Genomic DNA, 23,268 nt, shown 5'->3' on the forward strand with positions numbered 1-23,268 from the left:
CGTTTCCGGAAGATCACAGTAATGTCGGTGCCATGAGGCATCTCGGCATCCTGGCCCACAGCGCGGAGGGCGCCGCGCTGTGCTTCCGCACCTTCTGCCAGGAGGGGTTCCGCGAACTGGGCCCGGACGACCACCCGGACGTGACGCTCGACCTGATCGCGCTGGCCCGCAGCATGCCCGCCTGGGAGGCCGGCGACCACGACGCGGTCCGGGCGGTCCTGGCCGAGAGCGTCCGGCGGCTCGCGGCGGCGGGCGCCGACTTCTTCGTCTGCCCCGACAACACCGCCCACCTGGCGCTCGAACGCCCCGGCGACGACCTGGCGCTCCCGGGCCTGCACATCGCGCGGGTCGTCGCCGACCGGGCCGCCCGCGAGGGCCGCACCCGCGTCGGCGTCCTCGGCACCCGCTACACGATGGACGGCCCCGTCCACCCGCGCGAACTGGCCGCGCGGGGCATCGCCGCCGAGGTCCCGGACGCCGCCGACCGGGAGACCGTCAACCGGATCATCTTCGACGAGCTGGTCAACGGCGTCGTCACCGAGGAGTCGCGCCGCGCGTACGTGAAGATCATCAGCCGGCTCGCCGAGCGCGGCTGCGACGCCGTCGCGCTCGTGTGCACCGAGATCCCGCTGCTGGTGACGCCCGACGTGTCGCCGCTGCCCACGCTCGACTCCACCCGCCTGCTGGCCCGCGCCGCCTTCGACGCGGCCGTGGGCCGCCGTCCCCTGCCCACCTGGCGCGGCGGACATTTCGACCAGGGGTGAAACGGGGCAGACCTAGAGTGACCGCCGAGAAGGGGGACGACGATGGACTTCCGGGAACTGCACCGCGGTGACCGCCCGCTGGTGCTGCCGAACGCGTGGGACTTCGCGAGCGGCGCGGCGCTGGTGCAGGCGGGGTTCCCCGCGGTCGGGACGACGAGCCTCGGCGTCGCGGCGGCGGCCGGCAAACCCGACGCCACCGGCGACACGCGCGCCGAGACCCTCGCCCTGGCCCGCGCGCTGTCGCGGCTGCCCGTGCCGGTCACCGTCGACATCGAGGGCGGGTTCTCCGACCGGGCCGCCGACGTCGCCGAGCTCGTCACCGAGCTGGCCTCCTTCGGCATCGCCGGGATCAACCTGGAGGACGGCCGCTCCGACGGGACGCTCGCGCCGCTCGACCACCAGCTGACCGTCATCGGCGCCGTGAAGCGGGCCGCGCCGCAGGTGTTCCTCAACGCCCGCACCGACACGTTCTGGCTCGGCGACCCCGACCGCGACGAGACGCTGCGGCGGGCGAGCGCCTACGCGGCGGCGGGCGCGGACGGGGTCTTCGTCCCGGGGATCGTGGACGACGCCGACATCCGGGCCGTGCTGGAGGCGGCGGACGTGCCGCTGAACGTCCTGTACCTGCCGGGCAAGACCGAGTACGAGCGGCTCGCGCGGCTCGGCGTGCACCGGGTCAGCACCGGGTCGCTGCCGTTCCGCAAGGCGCTGCAGGCCGCCGTCGCGGCGGCCCTCGGCGTCACCGGCGCGGACGCCGACCGCCCCGCGCCCTCGTACGGGGACGTCCAGCGGCTGGTCAGTGACCGGTGATCCGGTCGGCGAGGCGGGCCAGGGCGGACGTCGCCGCCGACGATGAGGCCGACTCGCGGGCGTCGGCGGCCCGGTAGAGCGCGTACATCGCGTGGACGCCGAGCCAGCGCAGCGGCTCGGGCTCCCAGCGGCGGACGCGGCGGTCCACCCACGGCAGCGCGGTCAGCGCGGTGTCCTCGCGCAGGACGAGGTCGCGCAGGGTGCGGCCCGCGAGGTTCGCGGTCGCGACGCCGTGCCCGGTGTACCCGCCCGCGTGCCCGAGCCCGGTCGCGTGGTCGAGGACGACGGTCGAGCACCGGTCGCGCGGCACGCCGAGGACGCCCGACCAGGCGTGGTCGACCCGCCCCTCGCCGGCGGCCGGGAACATCGCGGTCAGCATCGCCCAGAGGGCGTCGACCGTGGCGGGGTCGGTGCGGCCGCCGTCGTCGATTCGGGACCCGTACCGGTAGGGGCGGCCCCTGCCGCCGAACGCGATGCGGTCGTCGGCGGTGCACTGCGCGTACATGTAATAGTGCGCCATGTCGCCGAGCAGCTCGCGGCGCTCCCAGCCGATCTCCTTCCAGGCCGCGGCCGGCAGCGGCGTCGTGACGATCATGGAGCTGTTCATCGGGAGCCAGTCGCGGCGGTGGCCGGGCAGCCCGGCGGTGAAGCCCTCGGTGGCGCGCAGCACGTAGTCGGCGGTGACGGTGCCGCAGGGGGTGACGGCGGAGGCGGCGCCGCCGCGCCGCGGGTTGATCCGGACGACCGGCGTCCCCTCGTAGATCTCCACGCCGAGCCCCCGGACCACCGAGGCGAGGCCGCGGGCGAGGGCGGCGGGCTGGACGCGGGCGCAGTGCGGGCTCCACGCCGCGCCGGTCGCGCCCTCGACGCGGAGCCGGTCGTCGCGTTCGGCGGCGGGCAGCGGGACGAGGTCGCCGTCCGTCCAGCCCCAGGCGCGGGCCTCGTCGACCATGGCGGCGAGCCGGGCGCGCTGGGCGGCGTTGCGGGCGACGTGCAGCACGCCGCCCTTCACCAGGTCGGCGTCGATGCCCTCCGCGGCGGTGACCCGGACGACCTCGTCCACCGCCTCGAACATGGCGCGCTGCAGCGCGATCGCGGCGGGGCGGCCGTGCCGGGCCGCGTAGCGCTCCCGCGACCCGGCGATCTCCCCCAGCACCCAGCCGCCGTTGCGGCCGGACGCGCCGAACCCCGCGAACTCGCGCTCCAGCACGATGATCCGCAGGTCCGGGCGGGCGCGCTTGAGGTAGTAGGCGGTCCAGAGGCCGGTGTACCCGGCACCGACGACGCAGACGTCCGCCGTGCGCGGCCCGGGGAGCCGGGGGCCCGGCTCGGGACGCCCGGCCGCCCGGTACCAGAACGAGACGCCGCCGTTAGCGAAGCCGTCCGCGAGGGGCGCCCGGCCAGAGGAGGAGCTCATGCGCACATACTGCTGTATTCCGTAGCGAAATCAACAGATGGCGACGGATTCTATGGGACGGCGTCGATGATTCGACGGGATCCGATCCAGCGGGAGCGGTCCGCGGCGTAGTAGGCGGCGCCGTCGGGGCCGGACGGGCCGTCCCGCCACCGCCGCATCCCGAGCTGGAGCGCGATCTCCGCCGACGCCGTGTTGGCCATGTCGATCTCGGCGGTGATCCGGTGCACGCCGACCACCCCGAACGCGTAGTCGAGCACCGCGCGGGACGCCTCCGCGGCGAGGCCCTGCCCCCAGTGGTCCGGCTCCAGGCTGTAGAGGATCTCGACGTCCGCGCCCCGGCCGAGCGGCCCCTCGTGGTGGCCGAGCCCGGCGACGCCGATCAGCGGATCGCCGGACGCGGCGCCCGCCGCGTCGATCCCGGCGGACCAGCGGGCCGGGCGCAGCCCCCACAGCCCGTAGCCCTCGGTGGCGAAGTCCCGCTCGCTCGCCTCGATGATCTCGCTGACCTGGACGGGGGTGACCATCCGGTCGTCGAAGAGGTGGCGGCGGACGAGCGGGCCCGTCCAGTGGGTCAGCAGCGCGCGGTGGTCGCGCATCGAGACCGGGTGCAGCGCGAGCCGCACCGTCCGCAGCACCTCACTCATCCGCGTCCTCCGGCGGCCACCCGGGCGCGTCCTCGCCGTCGGGGAGGCCGACCCGGAACACCCGCAGCTGCAGCGCCAGCGCCTGGTAGTAGCCGACGAGCGTGACCAACTCGACGACGGCGGCCCGGCCGAGCGTCGCGACCGCCTCGGTGAACACGGCGTCGGCGAGGTCGCCCTCGGTGGCGAGCTGCCGCGCCGCCTCGTGGACGACGCGCTCGCGGACGTCGCCGAGCAGCGGCGCGCGGCCGTCGCGCAGCGCGTCGATCTCCGCGTCGGTGAGGCCGTGCCGGCGGCCGATCCGCTCGTGCGCGTACCACTCGTAGTCGGACCGGGCGTGCGCGGCGACGACCAGCGTGGCGATCTCCCGCTCCCGCTTGGTGAACGCGGTCCGGAACCGCAGCGCGGCCCCGAGGTCCTGCAGCGGCAGGCCCACGGACGGGCTGTAGAGCATGGCGTTGAAGGGGCCGTGCAGCCGTCCGATGTCGTCGGCCATGCCGAACGGCGGGGTGCGGCCCTCGGCGCGGGGGCCGCCGGTCACCGCCTCGTACACGGCGCGCTGCTCGTCGCTCAGCGAACCGGGCAGCAGCAGCGGCAGCCGGGTCGGGGACGGGCCGCGCCGAGGTCGGTCGTTGACGTGCTCACCGCTCACGGGGTCGATCACTTACCGAACGCTAGGCGGTCGGCGCGGGCGGCTCAACCCCCGGTCCGGAATGTGAAACCGCGGGCACAGGGTGACGTGGCGGTCGCGTGACACGCGGCCGCTGGCAGGATGGCCGGGTGAGCGGCATCTACGACGACCCCTGGGCATACGAGCTGGCGTGCTCGTTCCGCGACGTGCCCGCGGAGGTGGACGCGCTCCTCGGCTGGTGCGCCGGGCTGGACGCGAAGCCCGCGACCGTGCTGGAGCTGGCCGCCGGGCCGGCCGAGCACGCCCGCGAGTTCGCGCGGCGCGGGCTGGCCGCGACGGCGCTCGACCTGAACCCGGAGATGTGCGCCCACGCCGCCCGCGAGGCCGGGCGCGCCGGCGTCGAGGTGGAGATCGTCCAGGACGACATGACCCGGTTCGACCTGGGCCGCCGGTTCGACCTCGTCGTGACCATGCTCGACTCGACGTCCCACCTCATGACGCTCGACGCGTTCGTGGCGCACCTGCGCCGCGTCGCCGCGCACCTGTCGCCGGGCGGCCTCTACGTCGTGGAGATGTCGCACCCCCGCGACCGGCTCGGCGACGACCCGAGCGTCAGCACCGGCTGGACGGTCGAGCGCGGCGGCGTCCGGGCGAGCGTGCGGTGGGGCGAGCCGTCCGACCGGCTCGACCCCGTCACCCAGATCGCCGACGACCACGTCACGATGACGATCACGGACGGGGACGGCACGCGGGTGATCCGCGACGTCGTCCCCTACCGCTTCTGGACCGCCACCGAGCTGGACGCCGCGATCCACCTCGCCGGCGGCCTCGGCACCGTCGCCCAGTACGGCGACTTCGGGGTCGGCGAGGACACGGTGGCCCTCACCGACCCCGAAGCCTGGCGCATGATCACGATCCTGCGGCCCGCCTAGGGCGCGGGCGCCCAGCCCGGCATCGGGTAGGACGCGAGCAGTTCCCGGATCTTCCCGGCGACGCGGCCGGCGACCTCCTCGTCCTGCTTGGCGGTGCCCTGCACGACCTCGTCGATCCACTCCGCGATCTGCGGCATGTGCTCCTCGCCGAGCCCGCGGGTGGTGATCGCGGCGGTGCCGAGCCGCAGCCCGGACGGGTCGAACGGCTTGCGCGGGTCGAACGGCACCGCGTTGTAGTTCAGCTCGATCCCGGCGCGGTCGAGGGCCTGCGCCGCGGGCTTGCCGGCGACCCCCTTGCTGGTCAGGTCGATCAGGATGAGGTGGTTGTCGGTGCCGCCGGAGACCAGGTCGTAGCCGCGGTCGACCAGCGCGGCGGCCAGGACCTGCGCGTTCGCGACGATCTGCCGCGCGTACCGGGCGAAGTCCGGCTGCGCCGCCTCCTTCAGCGCGACGGCGATCGCGGCGGTCGTGTGGTCGTGCGGGCCGCCCTGCAGGCCGGGGAAGACCGCCTTGTCGACCGCCTTCGCGTGCTCGGCCGTCGACAGGATCATCGCGCCGCGCGGGCCGCGCAGCGTCTTGTGCGTGGTCGTGGTGACCACGTCCGCGTGCCCGATCGGGGACGGGTGGGCGCCGCCCGCGATCAGCCCGGCGATGTGCGCGATGTCGGCGGCGAGCACCGCGCCGGCCTCGCGGGCGATCTCCGCGAACGCGGGGAAGTCGATCGTCCGGGGGATCGCGGTGCCGCCGCACCAGATCAGCTTCGGCCGCTCCTTCAGCGCCAGGTCGCGGACCTGGTCCAGGTCGACCCGCCCGGTGTCGGCGCGCACGTCGTAGCGGACGGGCCGGAACCACTTGCCGGTGGCCGACACCGACCAGCCGTGCGTGAGGTGCCCGCCCATCGGCAGCGACAGCCCCATCACCGGGTCGCCTGGCTCCAGGAACGCCATGTAGACGGCGAGGTTCGCGGGCGACCCCGAGTACGGCTGGACGTTGGCGTGCTCGGCCCCGAACACCTCCTTCGCCCGCTCGATCGCCAGCAGCTCGATCGGGTCGATGTTCTGCTGGCCCTCGTAGTACCGCCTGCCGGCGTAGCCCTCGGAGTACTTGTTCGTCAGGACCGACCCGGTGGCCTCCAGCACCGCCGGCGAGACGTAGTTCTCGGACGCGATCAGCCGGAGCTTCTCGTACTGGCGGCGGGCCTCGGCCTCGACCAGCCCGGCGATCTCGGGATCCCGGTCCTGCAGATGGGGGACGGGCGGTTGGTGCATCGTGAGCCTCCGCGCTGCTCGCGCCGGGACTTTCGGGCGCCCCGGCGAAGGGGACCCGTACACCCAGGCGCGCGGCGTGCGGACTAGTTTCGCTCCCCGGTGGTCGTCTCCACCTTGACTGCGCCAGTCACGTGCGCGCCATCATATCGGGCCGTCCGCGCCCGCGCCGGGGCGGAGACGACGAACAGCCCGCCCAGCAGGAGCAGCGACCCGGCCGCGACCGGCGCCGACATCCGCTCGCCGAGGACGGCGATCGCGAGCGCCGCCGCGACCAGCGGCTCGGCGAGGCTGAGTGTCCCGGCGGTCGCGGCCGCCACCCCGCCGAGCCCGGTGACGAAGAACATGTACGCGGCCGCCGTCGCGGCGATCCCGAGCCAGGCGACCAGCACCGCCGACCGCGGCTCCGCGAGGGCCGGCAGTTCCGCGACCGTCCAGGGCAGCAGGGCCGCTCCCCCGGCGAGCAGCGTGACCGACACGGCGGCGGCCATGCCCGCGTTCCGTCCTGTGAGGACCTTGGCGGACACGGTGTAGACGCCGAAGCACGTCCCGCCCACGAGGCTCAGCCCGATGCCCGCCGGGTCGACGTGGACGGCCGACCCCGGCACCATCAGCAGCGCGACGCCGCCGACGGCGCACGCCGTCCCGGCCCACCACCGGCGGCCGAGCCGCGTGCCGAGGACGAGCCGCTCGCACAGCCCCGTCGAGACGGGCGCCAGCCCGAACACCACGGCCGTCGCGACGGCGGCCCCGGTGCGGTCGACCGCGCTGAAGAACGCCGCCTGGAAGACCCCCGTGGCCGCGGAGGCCGCCGCGACCGGACCCCGGGCCCGCCGCCCCAGCGAGAGAAACGCGCGCCGGTCCGCCGCGAGCACCAGCGCGGCGAGGACGACCCCGCCCGAGAGGATCCGGGCCCCGCCGACCGCCACCGGACCGGCGTCCGGCCCGGCGAGGACCTGCGCGGGCCCGACCGTCCCCCAGAGCACCCCGGCCGCGAGCACGAGCAGCGACCCGGACAGATTGCTTCGTCGATCCATACGACCGAAGCTAGAAGGATCTGCGGATTCGTTCTCGTTCAGCCGTGGTTCGTTCGGTCGTGGGAAGCAGCGGCGTCAGTTGTTCGGCTGCGCCATGCCATCTGAGCGATGCACTGCCGGACGTTCGGCGTCAGCGCCGGTCAGGCGTCGGAAGTTCGGCCTGCTCCACCGGCTGGACGTAGTCGTAGACGACGGTCGTCCGCACGTCCACGAACTCCTTGCGCCGCGCGAGCCGGTCGAGCACGAAGTCGCGCAGGTACGCGGTGCTCGGGACGGCCACGTGCACCAGCAGGTCCTCGTTGCCCGTGACGACGAAGACCCCGACGGCCTCGGGCATCGCGGCCATGCCGTCCCGCGCCGACTCGATCGCCTCCCGCGACTGCGGCCGGATCCGGATCGAGATCAGCGCCTGCACCCCGCGCCCGAGCCGCTCGAAGTCGACCGCCGCGTGGAACCCGGTGATGACACCCCTGGCCCGCAGCGCCCGCGTCCGCTCCAGGGCCGTGGACGGCGCGATCCCCACCGCCTCGGCCAGCTCCCGGTTGGTCTGCCGCCCGTCCCGCTGCAACCGCCGCAGGATCGCCTGATCGACCGCGTCCACCGGTACCCCTCCCGAACCGACCGCCCGAAGCCGAACTCCCGCACGCGAACCACGCCCGAAAGCCCCTCACCCCGAACATTATTCGTCCCTCACCGAACAAGTCCCGAAGACACAACCGACCCCCGAAAACGGCTGAGGCCCAGCCCTCTTGGACTGGACCTCGACCACGGGACCACGGGCAGGCACGCGGAGCGAGCCCTGCGAGCGCAGCGGGCATGCCCGGCGACGCGGGCGGCCGCAGCGACGCCGCGCCGCCGTCACGGGCACGAGGACCGCAACGGCGGCGTGAGGATCGCCTGCGTCGCTGACGGGGGTTCCAGGGGGTCGCCCCCCGGAAGTCACCTCGCAGCGGCCTGCATGGCCTGCTTCACCGCGGCGCGCTTCTCGCGGAGCTTGGCGAGGGCCTCCTCCAGGATGGCCTCGCCGTCCTCGTCGCTGCGGCGCTCCTTCACGTACGCGAGGTGCGTCTTGTAGGGCTCGGTCTTCGGCGGCGCCGGGGGGTTCTCCGAATCCTGGCCGGCGGGGAACCCGCAGCGGGGGCAGTCCCACGTCTCGGGGACCGCGACGTCCGTCGCGAAGCTGGGGCGGGTCTCGTGCCGGTTGGCGCAGTAGAAGGTCACCCAGACGCGGGGGGCGGCGTCGCCGCGCTCCGCCTCTCCCATCGGACCGGCCCCGACACGGCTGCCCCGAATCGCGTTGCCACTACCCACGGATAACTCCTCGCTCGGTGTTCCGCGGCCGTCCGTGACCTCCTGGGACGGCGCGGTGATCGCATGTGTCAGACGGGTCGGTCAGCCGACGCCCTTGTGCTTGAACAGCAGCCCCAGCACGACGATCGAGGCGAACCACAGCACCCCGACGCCGACCGTCAGCCGGTCGAGGTTGCGCTCGACCACGGACGACCCGCCCAGGGACGACGACACGCCGCCGCCGAACATGTCCGACAGTCCGCCGCCCTTGCCCTTGTGCATCAGGACGAGGACCACCATCAGCAGGCTCGTGACGATGAGCACGATGGACGATGCGATGATCATTCTTCAACGCCTTTGTCTGTAGGTCGGGGACGGAGGGTCGGCCGGGCGGGTTTACCCGTCAGCTACGAAGGGTACGACGAACAACCCGCTGGTTCGGCAAGAACCCCCAGTTCACGCAGAATTGATCAGTTTTGATCAGACGGGGAGATCCCGGTACCGGCAGATCTTGACGAACTCTCCCGGATCCAGGCTGGCACCGCCCACCAGGGCGCCGTCCACGTCGTCCTGCGCCATGAGCTTGGCGACGTTGCCGCCCTTGACCGAACCGCCGTACAGGATACGCACTTCGTCGGCCACTCCGCCGTCGTACAGCTCGGCGAGCCGCGTCCGGATCTCGGCGCAGACCTCCTGCGCATCCTGCGGGGTGGCGACCTCGCCGGTGCCGATGGCCCAGACGGGCTCGTAGGCGATCACCGTGCGGCGCGCCTGGGCGGCGGGGATCTTCTCCAGCCCGCCGTCGAGCTGGCCGAGGCAGTGCCGGACGTGCTCGCCCGCCTTGCGCACCTCCAGGCCCTCGCCCACGCACAGGATCGGGGTGATGTCGGCGGCGAGCGCGGCCTTGGCCTTGGCGTTGACGACCGCGTCGTCCTCGCCGTGGTACTGGCGGCGTTCGGAGTGCCCGACGGCGACGTAGCGGCACGCGAGCTTGGCGAGCATGGCCGCGGAGACCTCGCCGGTGTAGGCGCCCGAGGCGTGCTGGGAGACGTCCTGCGCGCCGTACTCGAGCCGGAGCTTGTCGGCGTCCACGAGCGTCTGCACGGAGCGGAGCGCGGTGAACGGCGGCAGCACGGCGATGTCGACGGCGTCGTAGTCGGCGTCCTTGAACGTGAACGCCAGCTTCTGGACGAGCCGGATCGCCTCGAGATGGTCGTTGTTCATCTTCCAGTTGCCGGCCATCAGCGGCTTGCGGCCGCTCTGCTTACCGGAAGAAGGGGTCGCGGGGGCCATCGGTCAGTCCTCCAGGGCCTGCAGGCCGGGCAGCGTCTTGCCCTCGAGGTATTCGAGGCTGGCGCCGCCGCCGGTCGAGATGTGGGAGAAGGCGGCCTCGTCGAAGCCGAGTTGCCGGACGGCCGCGGCCGAGTCGCCGCCGCCGACCACGGTGAACGCGCCGGAGTCGATCAGGCCCTGCGCGACGGCGCGGGTGCCGTGCGAGTACGGCTCCATCTCGAACACGCCCATGGGGCCGTTCCAGAAGACCGTCCGGGCGTCGGCGAGGCGCGAGGCGAACAGCTTGCCGGACTCGGGGCCGATGTCGAGGCCGAGCCGGTCGGCCGGGATCGCGTCGGCGGCGACGACCCCGTGGTCGGCGTCCGCCGCGAACGCGGCGGCCGCGACGATGTCGACCGGCAGCACGAACTCGACGCCCGACTCCTCGGCGCGCCGCAGGTAGCCGCGGACGGTGTCGAGCTGGTCCTCTTCGAGGAGGCTCTTGCCGACCTCGTGGCCCTGCGCCTTCAGGAAGGTGAACACCATGCCGCCGCCGATGAGGATGCGGTCGGCCTTGCCGAGCAGGTTGTCGATCACACCGAGCTTGTCGGACACCTTGGAGCCGCCGAGCGCGACCGCGTAGGGGCGCTCGACGTCCTCGGTGAGCTTCTTCAGCACCGCGACCTCGGCGGTGATCAGCCCGCCCGCGGCGTGCGGGAGCCGCTGCGGCACGTCGTACACCGAGGCGTGCTTGCGGTGCACGGCCCCGAACCCGTCCCCGACATAGACCTCGGCGAGCGCGGCCAGCCGGTCGGCGAGCGCGCCCCGCTCGGCGTCGTCCTTGCTGGTCTCGCCCGGCTCGAAGCGCAGGTTCTCCAGCAGCGCGACGCCGCCGTCGGCGAGGCCCTCGGCGGCGGCGCGGGCGGAGTCGCCGACGACGTCGGAGGCGAACGCCACGTCCGTGCCGAGCAGCTCGCCGAGCCGGCGCGCGACCGGGGCCAGCGAGAACTCGGGCTTGACCTGGCCCTTGGGACGGCCGAGGTGGGCGCAGACGATGACCTTGGCGCCCTTGGCCCGCAGCGCCTCGATCGTCGGGAGGCTGGCCCGGATCCGCCCGTCGTCGGTGATGGCGCCGTCCTGCAGCGGGACGTTGAGGTCCGCGCGGACGAGCACCCGCTTTCCGGCGACGTCGAGATCGTCAATGGTGCGCATCGGGATGCGATGTCCTTCCGTACACGGCCGAGCCGTGGCCGCGCGCCCCGCCCGGGGCGCCGCGGCCACGGCGGCGACGGCTTCGGTTACAGCTGCGAGCCGACGAGCTTGACGAGGTCGACGAGGCGGTTGGAGTAGCCCCACTCGTTGTCGTACCAGCCGACGACCTTGACCTGGTCGCCGATGACCTTGGTCAGCCCGGAGTCGAAGATGCAGGACGCCGGGTCGGTGACGATGTCGCTGGAGACGATCGGGTCCTCGGTGTAGGTGAGGTAGCCCTTCAGCGCGCCCTCGGCGGCGACCCTGAACGCGTCGTTGACCTCGTCGACCGTGACCTCGCGGGACACGTTGACGGTGAGGTCGGTGGCGGAGCCCGTCGGCACCGGGACGCGCAGCGCGTAGCCGTCCAGCTTGCCCTTGAGCTCGGGCAGCACGAGGCCGATCGCCTTGGCGGCACCGGTGGAGGTCGGCACGACGTTCAGCGCGGCGGCGCGGGCGCGGCGCAGGTCCTTGTGCGGCGCGTCCTGGAGGTTCTGGTCCTGGGTGTAGGCGTGCACCGTCGTCATCAGGCCCTTCTCGATGACGAAGTTGTCGTGCAGGACCTTCGCCAGCGGGGCCAGGCAGTTGGTGGTGCAGGAGGCGTTGGAGATCACCGTGTGCTGCGCCGGGTCGTACTTGTCGTCGTTGACGCCGAGCACGAGGGTGACGTCCTCGTTCTTGGCCGGCGCCGAGATGATCACCTTCTTGGCGCCGTTGTCGGCGTGCACCTTGGCCTTGGTGGCGTCGGTGAAGAAGCCGGTGGACTCCACGACGATGTCGGCGCCGACGTCGCTCCACTTCAGGTTGGCCGGGTCGCGCTCGGCGAACGCCTTGATCGCCTTGCCGCCCACCACGATCTCGTCGGCCGTGGCGCGCACGTCCTCGGGGAAGCGGCCGAGGATGCTGTCGTACTTGAGCAACTGGGCGAGCGTGGCGTTGTCGGTCAGGTCGTTGACCGCCACGATCTCGATGTCGGCTCCGCTGGCCTTCACCGCGCGGTAGAAGTTGCGGCCGATCCTGCCGAAACCGTTGATGCCTACTCGGATGGTCACGGAACGGCTCTCCCTCACGTCGTATCGCCCGGCGCGGGCCGGACTGTTAACTGCGGTGGATCCGGGGTTCTCCCCCGCCTTCGACCCTATCCAATGACCCGCGAGTAGCCCGACACCGGTCGCGTGGGTTTTCACGGGGGAACCCCGCCTCCCCCCGCCGGGGGATTCCCCGCGCTCGGCCCCCGGTCACGGCGCCGGCCGATCATCACTACACTCCCCCACCATGTGGCGCGGGTGGTTTGTCCTGATGGTCGGCGCGCTGCTCGCATGCCTGCCGCCGCCCGCCGCGGCCGCCGCGGCGGCGGCGCCGGAACGTGCCAAGCCGGTGGGCCGCGTGGACCACCTCGCCGCCGAACTCCGCCGCGACCCCGTCTACGTCACCGACCACGCGCCGCGGGCGCTGCCGGAGGACGCGGCCGACCGGATCCGGAAGGCGGTCGCCCGGCTGGGCGTGCCCGTCTACGTCGCGGTGACACCGGCCATGCTCGTGGAGAGGTACTCCACCGAGGATCTGGTCCCGCTGATCCATGACAGCCTGAACCGCCCCGGCCTCTACATCGTGGCCGACCCGACGAGCACGGGGTTCTCCGCCGTCCAGTACGGCGCCACGACACTGCCGGTGAAGGACGCGATGTACGCCGCGTCCTCGGAGCTGCCCACCGACGCCGGCGCGGTCGCCACGATCGAGCGGTTCGTCGAGATCGCCCTGTCCGGGCACGCCGCGGAGCGGCGGGAGAACGCGGGCCCGCGGCCGAAGTCGAAGGTCCGCATCGCGCTGGACGCCCGCGACCGCTCGGAGCGCGAGGCGAGCCGCAAGGAATGGAGCATGTTCGCCGCCGGCACGGCGCTGGGCGGCGTCACGGTCCTGCTCCTGCTGATGGGTCTGCGGCGGAGATCGGCGACCCGCGCGGAGCGGGCCCGTGCCAAGCGCATGGAGACGGCGCGGGCGAAGAACGCACGGGCCAAGAAGCGGGAGAAGCGCCGGTGAACATCACCCGGATCCTGGTCATCACGGCCCTCTCGCTCGTCGCGCCGCTGCTCGCAGCCGTCCCGGCGGCCGCGAAGGAGCCGATCCCCGTCCCGTCCTACGCGCAGCACCGGCTGGACAGAGTGGCGGCGGCGCTCGCCGAGGACCCCCTGTTCGTCGACCCCGACATGTCCGCCGCGCTGGACGAGCCCGGACGCGCCCGCGTCCGGGCGGCGATCGACTCGGCGGCCGCCGCGCTCGGCACGCCCGTCTACGTGGTGGTCATTCCGAACAAGACCGGCTCGGAGAGCGACGGCAGGGACAACGTCTTCCTGCATTGGCTCCATGACAGGCTCGGCCGCAACGGCCTCTACCTGATGGTCGGCTCCTCGGCCTGGTTCGAGGAGGAGGGGTTCAACGTGCCGCGGCGGCTGTGGGACCTCGATGACGAGAGCACCGAGCGGCCCGCCGACAGCGAGCGCCGGTTCGACGACCTGGCCGGCCGGCTGACCAGGCGCCTGGGGCTCATCGCCGCCGCACCGTCCACGTCCCCGCGCAGCCCGAGACTGTACAGCTCGCCCGACCCGTGGGGGGCCGAGCACGAGCTGCGGCTCGACGAGCCGGAGACCAAGGCGCCCTTCCTCACCGGACTGCTGCTCGCCGGCCCGTTCGCCGGCGCGACCCTGTACGGGCTCGGCCTGGGCGCCGCCGCGTACCGGCGCCGCACGCCCCGTCCCCGCCCTGCGAGCAGAGCGGTCGAGACGGACTCCGGCGCCCCCGCCGAACCCTCGGTGAAATGGCTGCGCCGCACGGGCCGCAAGGAACTGGACCGGCTGCGCGACCTGCTGCCCGAGGCCGCGGACAACCCCGGCCGCGCCTACGCGGTGTCCGCCTACGACGTCGCCCAGATCCTCTACGACGACGCCGGCGAGGACCCCGACCGGGCGCTCGACCTCGCCGGGACGATCGTCCTGGCCAGGCTGGGCCGGGCGGCGCTCGCCGGGAAGACCGCGCAACCGCCCCCTCCGTGCTTCGTCAACCCGCTGCACGGCCCCTCGGCGCAGCGCCGGAAGATGCAGCTCGGCGGCACCCGCTCCAAGCGCCGCCCGGTCTGCTCCGCGTGCGCCGGCCGCCCCCCGGGGGCGCTGGACGAGCGGACGCTGAAGGTCCCGGGCCCGGACGGGCCGCTCCCGCACTACGCCGTCCCCGGGGTCTGGAAGGACACCGGATTCGGGGCCGACGGCGACCCGATCCCACGCATCCAGGAGTACCTCGGTGTCGAGTGAACCGTCGCCCGGCGCGCGGCTGGCCGCGGAGCTGCGGCGTTCCCCCTTCTACGTCGACCCGTCGCTGGCCTCCGCGGTGCCGGAGGCCGAGCGCAAGCGCCTGATCGCCAAGTTCGCCAAGCTCCCCGTGCCCGTGTTCGTCGTCCTCGTCCCGCTGGTCAAGGGCGGGACGTGGAGCGACGACGACCAACTGGTCACGGTCGTGCACGCGAACCTCGGCCGGGACGGCGTCTACATCACGTTCGGCACCATCGGCGACGACCTGCGCGCGAAAGAGTTCGGCGGCGACCACGACGCGCGCAAGGCCGCCTGGGCCGTCTCCTTCGACCGCGCCTACCGGGACGCGTCGGTCACGAGCCGCCTGGACCGCATCGCCGACCTGATGCTGTCCGGCAACGCCAAGAAGGAGTACGACCGCCAGACGGCGGCGATCGACAAGCGCGCCAAAGAGCGCGGCCTCGAAAACCCGGGCACACGGGACGACGACGGCTCCCCCGTCCTGCCGATCGCGCTGGGCGCCGCGGGCATCACCGTGGCCGGGATCGGGGGACTCCTCCTGTGGCGGCGCCGCCGCATGGCGTCCGTCCGCCGCGAGGGCAGCGCGCTGCTGCTGCCCCGCACGGTCTTCTCGACGGCCAAGCGCGCCAGCGAGGACCAGCTCCGCGAGCAGGCGTCCCACGAGGTCATCGTGTTCGGCGAGCTCCTGGACGGCACGGACGTCCCCGCGTCCGGCGAACGCGCCGGCGAGCTGATGACCAGGGCGCTGGACGCCTACCAGGCGGCCGGCAAGACCCTCGACCGGGCGCGGGGCATCCCCGACCTGGCGGGCGTCCTGGTCCTGCTCGACCAGGGCCGCGACGCGCTCGCCTCGGCCCGCGCCCTCGCCTCCGGCGCCCCGGAGATCCCGCCGAGCCCGCTCTGCTTCTTCAACCCGCTGCACGGCGACGCGGCCACCGAGATCGACTGGCGCCCCATCGGCTCCCGCCGGCGCCTGCGCGTCCACGCCTGCCGCGACTGCGCCCGCTCCGCCCGCGCGAAGGAGACCCCCGACATCCTCATGGACCGCCGCGACGGCCGCGACGTCCCCTACTTCGAGGTGGACCCGTCCCAAAGCGTCTGGGCCGAAACCGGCTACGGCCAACTACGCGACGACCTGGTCCACAGGATCCTCAGAGGCGACCTGAACCCCAAGTAACCCAGCGGACAAGACCAGGCCCCGGGCCACAGACCCGACGACAACCAGCGGGCACGCAACACCAGCCATCTGGGAAGGCAACCGGAACCCAGACGGCCCCCTGCGAAACCCTCTTGGACCAGACCCGAACTGCGACACGGACAGGCGCCGCACCCACGAGCAGGCACGCAACACCAGGCATCTGGGAAGGCAACCGGAACCCAGACGGCCCCCTGCGAAACCCTCTTGGACCAGACCCGAACTGCGACACGGACAGGCGCGGCGCCCACGGGCAGGCACGCGGAGGGCGCTCTAGCGCCCGGAGCGGGCCTGCCCGCCGACGCAGGCGACCGCAGCGACGCCGCACACGCCAGAACAGGCACGACAGACCGCAACGGCGGCGTGAGGATCGCCTGCGTCGTGACGGGGGTTCCAGGGGGTCGCCCCCCTGGGTCAACCCAGCATGTCGGCCGTCAGGTTCGCCTCGGTGCCGGGGATGCCCTGGTCGGTGGCGCGTTTGTCGGCCATGGCGAGGAGGCGGCGGATGCGGCCGGCGATGGCGTCCTTGGTGAGGGGCGGGTCGGCGAGCTGGCCGAGTTCCTCCAGGGACGCCTGCTTGTGCTCCAGGCGGAGGCGGCCGGCGTTGACGAGGTGCTCGGGGGCGTCGTCGCCGAGGATCTCCAGGGCGCGGGCGACGCGGGCGCCGGCGGCGACGGCGGCGCGGGCGGAGCGGCGCAGGTTGGCGTCGTCGAAGTTGGCGAGCCGGTTGGCGGTGGCGCGGACCTCGCGGCGCATCCGGCGCTCCTCCCAGGCGAGGACGCTGTCGTGGGCGCCGAGCCGGGTGAGGAGGGCGCTGATGGCGTCGCCGTCGCGGACGACGACGCGGTCGACGCCGCGGACCTCGCGGGCCTTGGCGTGGATCTTCAGGCGGCGGGCGGCGCCGACGAGGGCGAGCGCGGCCTCGGGGCCGGGGCAGGTCACCTCCAGCGACATGGACCGGCCGGGTTCGGTGAGCGAGCCGTGCGCGAGGAACGCGCCGCGCCAGGCGGACTCGGCGTCGCAGGCCGCCCCCGCGACCACGTGCCGGGGCAGGCCGCGGACGGGCCGGCCGTTGTTGTCGATGAGCCCGGTCTGGCGGGCGAGCGACTCGCCGTCCCGGAAGACGCGGACGACGTACCGGTTGCCCTTGCGCAGGCCGCTCGGCGCGAGCACGACCACCTCGGAGGTGTGCCCGAACACCTCCGCGATGTCCTTGATGAGGCGCCGCGCCGCCACGCCGGTGTCGATCTCGGCCTCGATCACGATCCGCCCGCTGACCAGGTGCAGGCCGCCCGCGAACCGCAGCAGCGTCGAGACCTCGGCCTTGCGGCAGCACGGTTTCATGACCGTGAGCCTGCTCAGCTCGTCCTTGACCACACCGGTCATCGCCATCTGATGAACCCTCCCCCTATCGGACTCCCAGCAGTGTGGCCGATGCCGACCACGCGGGATGTCACTCGCTGAAAATCTGTACCAAGGCTTGGGCCAGCCGGGCGGGTTCATGACGCGGCGACCCGTCGTCGGCGGCGACGTCGGCGAGGACGAGCCGCCCGCCGAGGGCCTGCGCGGCCTTCTCGAGCGCGGCCGGGTCGTCCACCACCGCGCGGTCGGCGATGACGACGTCCACGCGCAGGTCCGGGGCGTGGGCCTGCAGGACCTCCAGGTGGGTCTGCGGCGAGAAGTCGTCGGTCTCGCCGGGCTGCGGCGCGAGGTTGAGCGCGACGGCGCGGCGGGCGCGGGCCGTGGTGAGGGCGCGGGCCAGCGCGGGCACTTTGAGGTGCGGCAGGACGCTGGTGAACCAGGAGCCGGGGCCGAACAGGATCCAGTCGGCGTCCTCGACGGCGTCGAGGGCCTCCTGGCAGGCGGGCGGGTCGGCGGGGACGAGCGACACGCCGAGCACGCTGCCGGGCGTCTTCGCGCACGCCGCCTGCCCTTTGACGTGGGTGATCTCGTCGGGCCGGGACGGGTCGGCGCCGCGCACCTCGGCGACGATGTCCATCGGGACGGCCGCCATCGGCAGGACGCGGCCGTGCGCGCCGAGGAGCCGCCCGACCCAGTCGAGCCCGGCGACGGTGGATCCGGCGGCGTCCGCGCCGCCGAGCAGCTCCCACAGCGCGACGATGAGGAGGTTGCCGACGGCGTGGTCCTTCAGGTCGCCCTCGCTGCGGAAGCGGTGCTGGACGACGTCCCGCCAGGTCTGCCCCCATTCGTCGTCGCCGCAGAGGGCGGCGAGCGCCATCCGCAGGTCGCCGGGCGGCAGCACGCCGAGTTCGCGGCGGAGCCGGCCGCTGGAGCCGCCGTCGTCGGCGACGGTGACGATCGCGGTCAGCCGGTCGGTGACGCGGCGCAGCGCCGACAGCGAGGCGTAGAGGCCGTGGCCGCCGCCGAGCGCGACGACCTTCGGGCCCGCCGTTGGGCCAGGGTCCTTCACCGTGCCGTTACTCTCCTCGTCCGGGGACCGCGGGCGGTCATTCGCGGCCGAGGTCACGGTGGGCGACCTGCACCTCGATGCCCTCGTCCCGCAGCCGGGCGGCGATCTGTTCCGCCATGGCCACACTACGGTGTTTTCCGCCGGTACATCCCACGGCGAGCGTCACGTAGTGCTTGCCCTCCCGCTCGTAGCCGCCGGCGAGCAGCCGCAGGACCTCCGAGTAGGCGTCCAGGAACTCCTTGGCGCCGCGCTGGCTGAGGACGTAGTCGCGGACGGCGGTGTCGCGGCCCGTCTTCGGCCGCAGCTCCGGCACCCAGTGCGGGTTCGGCAGGAACCGGCAGTCGACGACGAGGTCGGCGTCGACCGGCAGGCCGTACTTGTAGCCGAACGACACGACGGTCGCGCGCAGGCTGGACTCGCCGGTGTCGTTGCCGAAGAACCCGATGATCTTGTTGCGCAGCTCGTGCACGTTCAGGCCGCTGGTGTCGATCACCAGGTCGGCCTCGGCCCGGACCTCGCGGACGAGCTCGCGCTCGCGGGCGATGCCGTCCACCAGGCGGCCGTCGCCCTGCAGCGGGTGGGGCCGGCGGACGCTCTCGAAGCGGCGCACCAGGTCGGCGTCGTTCGCCTCCAGGAACACCACCCGCGGGTGGACGCCGCGCGCCTCCAGCTCGGCGATCGAGGAGTGCAGGTCCTCGGTGAAGGCGCGGCTGCGGACGTCCACGACGACGGCGATGCGCGGCACCGCGTCCTTCACCCGGCCGCCGAGGTCGGCCATCGTGGCGAGCAGCCCCGGCGGCAGGTTGTCGACCACGAACCAGTCGAGGTCCTCCAGGGACTTGGCCGCGGTGCTGCGGCCCGCCCCCGACATGCCGGTGACGATCACGATGTCCGGTATCTTGGTCTCGCTGGTCATGCCCGTCTCCCCCTGTGCTCCCCGTCGCCCGTGCCCCCGGCCGCGCCCTCGCGCGCCGGAGCGGTACCGCCGTGCAGCGCCGCGACGATCCCCTCGGCGCTGCGCATGCCGATCCCCGGGACCTCGGCGACCTGCTCGGGCGTCGCGTCCCGCAGCCGCTTCAGCGAGCCGAAGTGCTTCAGCAGCGCCGCCCGCCGCGCCGGGCCCAGACCCGGAACGTTATCGAGTTCGCTGGCCGTCATGGACTTGGACCGCCGCTGCCGGTGGAAGGTGATGGCGAAACGATGCGCTTCGTCGCGTACCCGCTGGACGAGGAACATGCCCTCGCTGTTGCGCGGCAGGATGACCGGATCGCCCTCGCCGGGGAGCCAGAGCTCCTCCAGCCGCTTGGCGATGCCGCAGACCGCGATGTCGTCGACGCCGAGCTCGTCGAGGGCGCGCTGCGCGGCGGCGACCTGCGGCGGGCCGCCGTCGACGATCACCAGGTTCGGCGGGTAGGCGAACTTGCGCGGCCGGCCGGTCTCCGGGTCGATCGGCTGGTGCGCGCCCTCCTCCGTCTCGTTCCGGGGGGACGACCCCCCGGCCACCGCCTCATGGGGATCGCCGAGATGGTCGAGCTCGCCCATCTTCTCGCTCTCGGCGAGGTAGCGGCGGAACCGGCGGGTGATCACCTCGTGGATGGAGCGGACGTCGTCCTGCCCCTCGACGGCCTTGATCGTGAAGCGGCGGTACTCGCTCTTGCGGGCCAGTCCGTCCTCGAACACGACCATGGACGCGACCACGTTCGTGCCCTGCAGGTTCGACACGTCGTAGCACTCGATGCGCAGCGGCGCCTCGTCCAGCTCCAGGGCGTCCTGGATCTCCTGGAGAGCGCGGCTGCGGGTGGTGAGGTCGGACGCGCGGCGCGTCTTGTGCTGCTTGAGCGCCTCGTGGGCGTTGCGCGCGACCGTCTCCAGCAGGGCCTTCTTGTCGCCGCGCCGCGGGACGCGCAGCCGGACCGGCCCGCCGCGCCGCTCCGACAGCAGCTCGGTCATCGCGTCCTCCTCGGGCGGCAGCGCCGGGACGAGCACCTCCCGCGGCACCGACTCGCTCTCGCCGTAGATCTGGATGAGGAAGTTCTCGACGAGGTCGGCGGTGGTGACCTCCTCGACCTTGTCGACGACCCAGCCGCGCTGGCCGCGGATGCGGCCGCCGCGCACGTAGAACACCTGGACGGCCGCCTCCAGCTCGTCCTCGGCGAAGGCGATCATGTCGCAGTCGGTGCTGTCGGGCAGGACGACGGCCTGCTTCTCCAGGGCGCGCTCCAGGGCGCGGATGTCGTCGCGGAGCCGGGCCGCGCGCTCGTACTCCTGGGACGCGGCGGCCTCGCGCATGTCGCGTTCGAGGCGCTTGATGAACCGGGTCGTGTTGCCCGCCATGAAGTCGCAGAAGTCCTCGGCGAGGAGGCGGTGCTCCTCCGGCGAGACGCGGCCGACGCACGGCGCCGAGCACTTGCCGATGTAGCCGAGCAGGCAGGGGCGGTCGAGCTGGTGCTGGCGCTTGAACACGCCGGCGCTGCACGTCCGGACGGGGAACACGCGCAGCAGCTGGTCGACCGTCTCGCGGATCGCCCACGCGTGCGAGTACGGCCCGAAGTAGCGCACGCCCCTGCGCTTCGCGCCCCGCATCACCATCACCCTCGGGAAGTCCTCGTTCAGGGTGACGGCGAGGTACGGATAGGACTTGTCGTCGCGGTAGCGGACGTTGAACCGGGGGTCGAACTCCTTGATCCAGGAGTACTCGAGCTGGAGGGCCTCGACCTCGGTGCCGACGACCGTCCAGTCGACCCGGGCGGCGGTCTGCACCATCGTCTGCGTGCGGGGGTGCAGCGAGGAGTAGTCGGCGAAGTAGGAGCCCAGGCGCGAGCGCAGGCTCTTGGCCTTGCCCACGTAGATGACCCGGCCGTGCTCGTCGCGGAAGCGGTACACCCCGGGGGATTCGGGGATCGAGCCCGGTGCGGGTCGGTAGGTCGCCGGATCTGCCACGCTCAGAAGCCTAGTGGGCGGCACCGACACGCCGGGCTTCCACGCGGCCCGTCCCGGTGCGACGATCGGTGCAAGGTGATATAGATCTCCCTTTTCATGTCGGATGACGGCAAAGCGACGGGAAAGGGATGGTCGGACCGAGGTTTCCGATCAGCCGAGGAGGTCGTTGCGCACGTGTCCGCGCTCTGGGCCTGGATCTTCCTCGCCGGCGTCGTCGCCACGTCCGTGATCGTCGTGGAGGCGGTCCGCCGGCTGCTCGCCGGGCGGCTGTCGCACCGCTGGCCGGGCGCCGGCCGGGCCGCCCGCCGCGTCGCCGCGCCCGCCTTCGCGTTCGCCGCGGTGGTCAGCGCCAACGCGGCGATGCCCTACCACCTGCTGCACGGGTCGCCCGACGGCGCCGTCCGGCACGCGCTGCGCATCGCCGCCATCGGCGCCACGACCTGGCTGGTGCTGCGGATCGCCTACGCGCTCAGCGACCCGCCGCTGGAACGGCTGATGCACATCGAGGGCGAGCGCAACCGGCGGGCCCGCCGCGCCCGCACCCAGATGCTGCTGCTGCGCCGGATCGCGGCCGTGGTGATCACGATCGTCGCGGTCGGCGCCGTGCTGTTCACCTTCCCGAGCGTGCGGGCGATCGGCGCCGGGGTGCTCGCCTCGGCGGGCGTCGCCGGGCTGGTCGTCGGCATCGCGGCCCGGCCCACGCTCGGCAACCTGCTCGCCGGGCTGCAGCTGGCGTTCAGCGACGCGCTGCGCCTGGACGACATCGTCGTCACCCAGGGCACCTGGGGGCGGGTCGAGGAGCTGACGCTGTCCTACGTGGTGCTGCGGCTCTGGGACGACCGCCGGATGATCTTCCCGGTGTCGCACTTCACCGAGCAGCCGTTCGAGAACTGGACCCGGCACTCCAGCCGGCTGCTCGGCTCGGTGGAGCTGCACGTGGACTGGACGGTGCCGGTCGAGGAGCTGCGGGCCGAGCTGTACTCGGCGCTCCGGGACAACCCGCTGTGGGACCGGCGCGAGTGGGTGCTGCAGGTCGTCGAGACCCTGCCGAACGGCCTGCTCAAGCTGCGCGCGCTGATGAGCGCCGCCGACTCGGCGAGCACCTGGGACCTGCGCTGCGACGTGCGCGAGCACCTCGTGGTCTACATCCGCGAGAACCACCCGGAGGCGCTCCCCCGCTTCCGCGTGGGCGCCGAGCCCGTCGCCGACGGCGCGGACCTCTCCCCCGCCGGCGGCACGGACTCGCCACAGGACGGCACGCGGCCGGCCGCGGACGGCACCGGCTCGCCTCCGGACGGTTCGACGGCGTCCGCGAAGGACGCGGGCCGGCCCGCAGGGGGCGGGGCCGCGGCGCCCGCCCCGCGGACGGAGGGCGGCGCCTCGTCCGGGGTGAACGCGCCGGAGGACCCCGACGGGGCGCCGGACGACTCCGGCGGCCGGACCGCCCCGCAGGGGGGCGGCCCGGCACCGCGCACGTCGCTCAGGCGAGCATGATCTTCCCGTTCTGGACGGTGACGGTCTTCTTCTCCAGCGGCTTGTCCGCGGGCGGGTTCACTACCGACCCGTCGCTGATCTTGAACTTGCTGCCGTGGCAGGGGCAGTTGATCGTGCCGCCCGACACCGACCCGACGCTGCAGCCGCGATGGGTGCAGGACGCGGAGAACGCCGTGAACTGACCCTGCTGCGGCTGGCACACGACGACCTCGGCGTCCTCGAACACCTTGCCGCCGCCGACCGGGATCTCGTCGGCCGACGCCAGGGCGCCGCCCGACCCGGCGTCCCCGCCGGCGTCCCCGCCCGCGTCCCCGCCGCCGGACCCGCTGGAGCCGCCGGACCCCGCATCGCCGCCCGATCCCCCGCACGCGGCCGCCAGCCCGGCCACGCCCGCGAGACCCGCGCCGATGAGCAGGCCCCGGCGGCTCCTCGCGTTCCCCGGTTCCCGCTCCGTCCCGTCCGCCTGCGCGTCGGACCCCTGTGCCGTCTCGGACCCCTGTGGCATGCTCGCCCCTCCGGTGACATGTCTCGGTCGTTTCCGTCACCTGAGAACACGAACGAGCGGGCGAGATGGT

General features: G+C 73.4%; 22 protein-coding genes, 1 pseudogene and 1 riboswitch. Of the genes and pseudogenes, 7 read left to right on the plus strand and 16 right to left on the minus strand.

The window, feature by feature from the left end; genetic code table 11:
* The first annotated feature begins 32 nt into the window (after positions 1-32).
* Positions 33-764 (plus strand): aspartate/glutamate racemase family protein, encoded by a 732-nt coding sequence (locus ABFX46_RS28395; RefSeq protein ID WP_346046768.1) that lies wholly within the window; start codon positions 33-35, stop codon positions 762-764.
* A gap of 42 nt (positions 765-806) precedes the next feature.
* Positions 807-1,574 (plus strand): isocitrate lyase/PEP mutase family protein, encoded by a 768-nt coding sequence (locus ABFX46_RS28400; protein WP_346046770.1) that lies wholly within the window; start codon positions 807-809, stop codon positions 1,572-1,574.
* Here the strand turns inward: ABFX46_RS28400 and ABFX46_RS28405 are convergent.
* The 3 genes from ABFX46_RS28405 to ABFX46_RS28415 are packed head-to-tail and all read right to left on the minus strand — an operon-like array spanning position 1,561 to position 4,296.
* Positions 1,561-2,991 (minus strand): NAD(P)/FAD-dependent oxidoreductase, encoded by a 1,431-nt coding sequence (locus ABFX46_RS28405; protein WP_346046772.1) that lies wholly within the window; start codon positions 2,989-2,991, stop codon positions 1,561-1,563. The genes ABFX46_RS28400 and ABFX46_RS28405 overlap by 14 nt on opposite strands.
* A 50-nt stretch (positions 2,992-3,041) precedes the next feature.
* Positions 3,042-3,635 carry a GNAT family N-acetyltransferase gene (locus tag ABFX46_RS28410; protein WP_346046773.1) on the minus strand — a complete coding sequence of 198 codons (594 nt, stop codon included), beginning with the start codon at positions 3,633-3,635 and terminating at the stop codon, positions 3,042-3,044.
* Entirely contained in the window at positions 3,628-4,296 is a 669-nt protein-coding gene (locus ABFX46_RS28415) for a carboxymuconolactone decarboxylase family protein (RefSeq protein WP_163063507.1), read from the minus strand. The genes ABFX46_RS28410 and ABFX46_RS28415 overlap by 8 nt, the downstream gene beginning before the upstream one ends.
* A gap of 116 nt (positions 4,297-4,412) precedes the next feature.
* Between ABFX46_RS28415 and ABFX46_RS28420 the strand changes: the two genes are divergently transcribed.
* The gene (locus ABFX46_RS28420; protein WP_346046776.1) at positions 4,413-5,195 is read left to right on the plus strand and encodes a class I SAM-dependent methyltransferase; all 783 of its coding nucleotides are present in this window, start codon (positions 4,413-4,415) and stop codon (positions 5,193-5,195) included.
* On the opposite strand, the gene ABFX46_RS28425 is transcribed toward ABFX46_RS28420, so the two are convergent.
* The 8 genes and pseudogenes from ABFX46_RS28425 to gap all read right to left on the minus strand — a co-directional run bounded on the left by ABFX46_RS28425 (position 5,192) and on the right by gap (position 12,362).
* Positions 5,192-6,463, minus strand: a complete 1,272-nt coding sequence (locus tag ABFX46_RS28425) for a serine hydroxymethyltransferase (RefSeq protein WP_163063511.1) — start codon at positions 6,461-6,463, stop codon at positions 5,192-5,194. The two genes, ABFX46_RS28420 and ABFX46_RS28425, sit on opposite strands and share 4 nt — an antisense overlap.
* A 54-nt stretch (positions 6,464-6,517) precedes the next feature.
* A riboswitch (ZMP/ZTP riboswitch) is annotated at positions 6,518-6,604 on the minus strand.
* 92 nt (positions 6,605-6,696) lie between these two features.
* Positions 6,697-7,497 (minus strand): annotated as a pseudogene (locus ABFX46_RS28430) (DMT family transporter); the annotation flags it as partial.
* A 130-nt stretch (positions 7,498-7,627) separates the two neighbouring features.
* Positions 7,628-8,098, minus strand: a complete 471-nt coding sequence (locus ABFX46_RS28435) for an Lrp/AsnC family transcriptional regulator (RefSeq protein WP_346046779.1) — start codon at positions 8,096-8,098, stop codon at positions 7,628-7,630.
* A 338-nt stretch (positions 8,099-8,436) separates the two neighbouring features.
* On the minus strand, positions 8,437-8,808 hold the full coding sequence (locus ABFX46_RS28440; RefSeq protein ID WP_346046781.1) for an RNA polymerase-binding protein RbpA: 372 nt from the start codon (positions 8,806-8,808) through the stop codon (positions 8,437-8,439).
* An 81-nt stretch (positions 8,809-8,889) separates the two neighbouring features.
* On the minus strand, positions 8,890-9,132 hold the full coding sequence (gene secG / locus ABFX46_RS28445) for a preprotein translocase subunit SecG (protein WP_346046783.1): 243 nt from the start codon (positions 9,130-9,132) through the stop codon (positions 8,890-8,892).
* A gap of 135 nt (positions 9,133-9,267) precedes the next feature.
* Complete coding sequence (gene tpiA / locus ABFX46_RS28450; protein ID WP_346046785.1) at positions 9,268-10,080, minus strand: triose-phosphate isomerase; 813 nt, start codon at positions 10,078-10,080, stop codon at positions 9,268-9,270.
* A 3-nt stretch (positions 10,081-10,083) separates the two neighbouring features.
* Positions 10,084-11,271 carry a phosphoglycerate kinase gene (locus ABFX46_RS28455; RefSeq protein WP_346046787.1) on the minus strand — a complete coding sequence of 396 codons (1,188 nt, stop codon included), beginning with the start codon at positions 11,269-11,271 and terminating at the stop codon, positions 10,084-10,086.
* Between the two features lie 86 nt (positions 11,272-11,357).
* On the minus strand, positions 11,358-12,362 hold the full coding sequence (gene gap, locus ABFX46_RS28460; RefSeq protein WP_346046789.1) for a type I glyceraldehyde-3-phosphate dehydrogenase: 1,005 nt from the start codon (positions 12,360-12,362) through the stop codon (positions 11,358-11,360).
* A gap of 223 nt (positions 12,363-12,585) precedes the next feature.
* Between gap and ABFX46_RS28465 the strand changes: the two genes are divergently transcribed.
* From ABFX46_RS28465 to ABFX46_RS28475, 3 genes are read left to right on the plus strand one after another with little or no spacing between them, the layout of a single operon-like run.
* The gene (locus ABFX46_RS28465; protein ID WP_346046791.1) at positions 12,586-13,350 is read left to right on the plus strand and encodes a P-loop NTPase family protein; all 765 of its coding nucleotides are present in this window, start codon (positions 12,586-12,588) and stop codon (positions 13,348-13,350) included.
* Positions 13,347-14,615, plus strand: coding sequence for a hypothetical protein (locus ABFX46_RS28470; RefSeq protein WP_346046793.1), 1,269 nt, complete (start codon positions 13,347-13,349; stop codon positions 14,613-14,615). Before ABFX46_RS28465 ends, ABFX46_RS28470 begins: the two co-directional genes overlap by 4 nt.
* The gene (locus ABFX46_RS28475) at positions 14,605-15,810 is read left to right on the plus strand and encodes a hypothetical protein (RefSeq protein WP_346046795.1); all 1,206 of its coding nucleotides are present in this window, start codon (positions 14,605-14,607) and stop codon (positions 15,808-15,810) included. Before ABFX46_RS28470 ends, ABFX46_RS28475 begins: the two co-directional genes overlap by 11 nt.
* Before the next feature lie 432 nt (positions 15,811-16,242).
* Here the strand turns inward: ABFX46_RS28475 and whiA are convergent, their stop codons facing one another.
* The 4 genes from whiA to uvrC form a co-directional block, all read right to left on the minus strand.
* Positions 16,243-17,220 (minus strand): DNA-binding protein WhiA, encoded by a 978-nt coding sequence (gene whiA, locus ABFX46_RS28480; protein WP_163063532.1) that lies wholly within the window; start codon positions 17,218-17,220, stop codon positions 16,243-16,245.
* Positions 17,221-17,281: 61 nt separating this feature from the next.
* Positions 17,282-18,259: a gluconeogenesis factor YvcK family protein gene (locus tag ABFX46_RS28485; protein ID WP_346046797.1), complete on the minus strand. Its 978-nt coding sequence runs from the start codon at positions 18,257-18,259 to the stop codon at positions 17,282-17,284.
* A gap of 37 nt (positions 18,260-18,296) precedes the next feature.
* Positions 18,297-19,175: an RNase adapter RapZ gene (gene rapZ, locus ABFX46_RS28490; RefSeq protein WP_346046799.1), complete on the minus strand. Its 879-nt coding sequence runs from the start codon at positions 19,173-19,175 to the stop codon at positions 18,297-18,299.
* A complete protein-coding gene (gene uvrC, locus ABFX46_RS28495) occupies positions 19,172-21,199 on the minus strand; it encodes an excinuclease ABC subunit UvrC (protein WP_346046801.1) in 2,028 nt (675 codons plus the stop codon). The genes rapZ and uvrC overlap by 4 nt, the downstream gene beginning before the upstream one ends.
* 174 nt (positions 21,200-21,373) lie before the next feature.
* On the opposite strand from uvrC, the gene ABFX46_RS28500 reads away from it, so the two are divergent.
* Entirely contained in the window at positions 21,374-22,693 is a 1,320-nt protein-coding gene (locus tag ABFX46_RS28500) for a mechanosensitive ion channel family protein (RefSeq protein ID WP_346046803.1), read from the plus strand.
* On the opposite strand, the gene ABFX46_RS28505 is transcribed toward ABFX46_RS28500, so the two are convergent.
* Positions 22,680-23,198, minus strand: a complete 519-nt coding sequence (locus ABFX46_RS28505; protein ID WP_346046805.1) for a Rieske (2Fe-2S) protein — start codon at positions 23,196-23,198, stop codon at positions 22,680-22,682. The two genes, ABFX46_RS28500 and ABFX46_RS28505, sit on opposite strands and share 14 nt — an antisense overlap.
* Positions 23,199-23,268 lie beyond the last annotated feature (70 nt).

The sequence above is a fragment of the Actinomadura chokoriensis genome, assembly GCF_039529475.1.
In the GTDB taxonomy this organism is placed as follows: Bacteria; Actinomycetota; Actinomycetes; order Streptosporangiales; family Streptosporangiaceae; genus Spirillospora; species Spirillospora bangladeshensis.

Excerpts from the sequence above, each read along its gene's own strand:
- ABFX46_RS28410 (WP_346046773.1), bottom strand. The coding sequence starts at position 3,635 with ATGAGTGAGGTGCTGCGGACGGTGCGGCTCGCGCTGCACCCGGTCTCG.
- secG (WP_346046783.1), bottom strand. The coding sequence starts at position 9,132 with ATGATCATCGCATCGTCCATCGTGCTCATCGTCACGAGCCTGCTGATG.
- ABFX46_RS28395 (WP_346046768.1), top strand. The coding sequence starts at position 33 with ATGAGGCATCTCGGCATCCTGGCCCACAGCGCGGAGGGCGCCGCGCTG.
- ABFX46_RS28505 (WP_346046805.1), bottom strand. The coding sequence starts at position 23,198 with ATGCCACAGGGGTCCGAGACGGCACAGGGGTCCGACGCGCAGGCGGAC.
- tpiA (WP_346046785.1), bottom strand. The coding sequence starts at position 10,080 with ATGGCCCCCGCGACCCCTTCTTCCGGTAAGCAGAGCGGCCGCAAGCCG.
- ABFX46_RS28400 (WP_346046770.1), top strand. The coding sequence starts at position 807 with ATGGACTTCCGGGAACTGCACCGCGGTGACCGCCCGCTGGTGCTGCCG.
- ABFX46_RS28425 (WP_163063511.1), bottom strand. The coding sequence starts at position 6,463 with ATGCACCAACCGCCCGTCCCCCATCTGCAGGACCGGGATCCCGAGATC.
- whiA (WP_163063532.1), bottom strand. The coding sequence starts at position 17,220 with ATGGCGATGACCGGTGTGGTCAAGGACGAGCTGAGCAGGCTCACGGTC.
- ABFX46_RS28405 (WP_346046772.1), bottom strand. The coding sequence starts at position 2,991 with ATGAGCTCCTCCTCTGGCCGGGCGCCCCTCGCGGACGGCTTCGCTAAC.
- ABFX46_RS28465 (WP_346046791.1), top strand. The coding sequence starts at position 12,586 with ATGTGGCGCGGGTGGTTTGTCCTGATGGTCGGCGCGCTGCTCGCATGC.
- ABFX46_RS28455 (WP_346046787.1), bottom strand. The coding sequence starts at position 11,271 with ATGCGCACCATTGACGATCTCGACGTCGCCGGAAAGCGGGTGCTCGTC.
- rapZ (WP_346046799.1), bottom strand. The coding sequence starts at position 19,175 with ATGACCAGCGAGACCAAGATACCGGACATCGTGATCGTCACCGGCATG.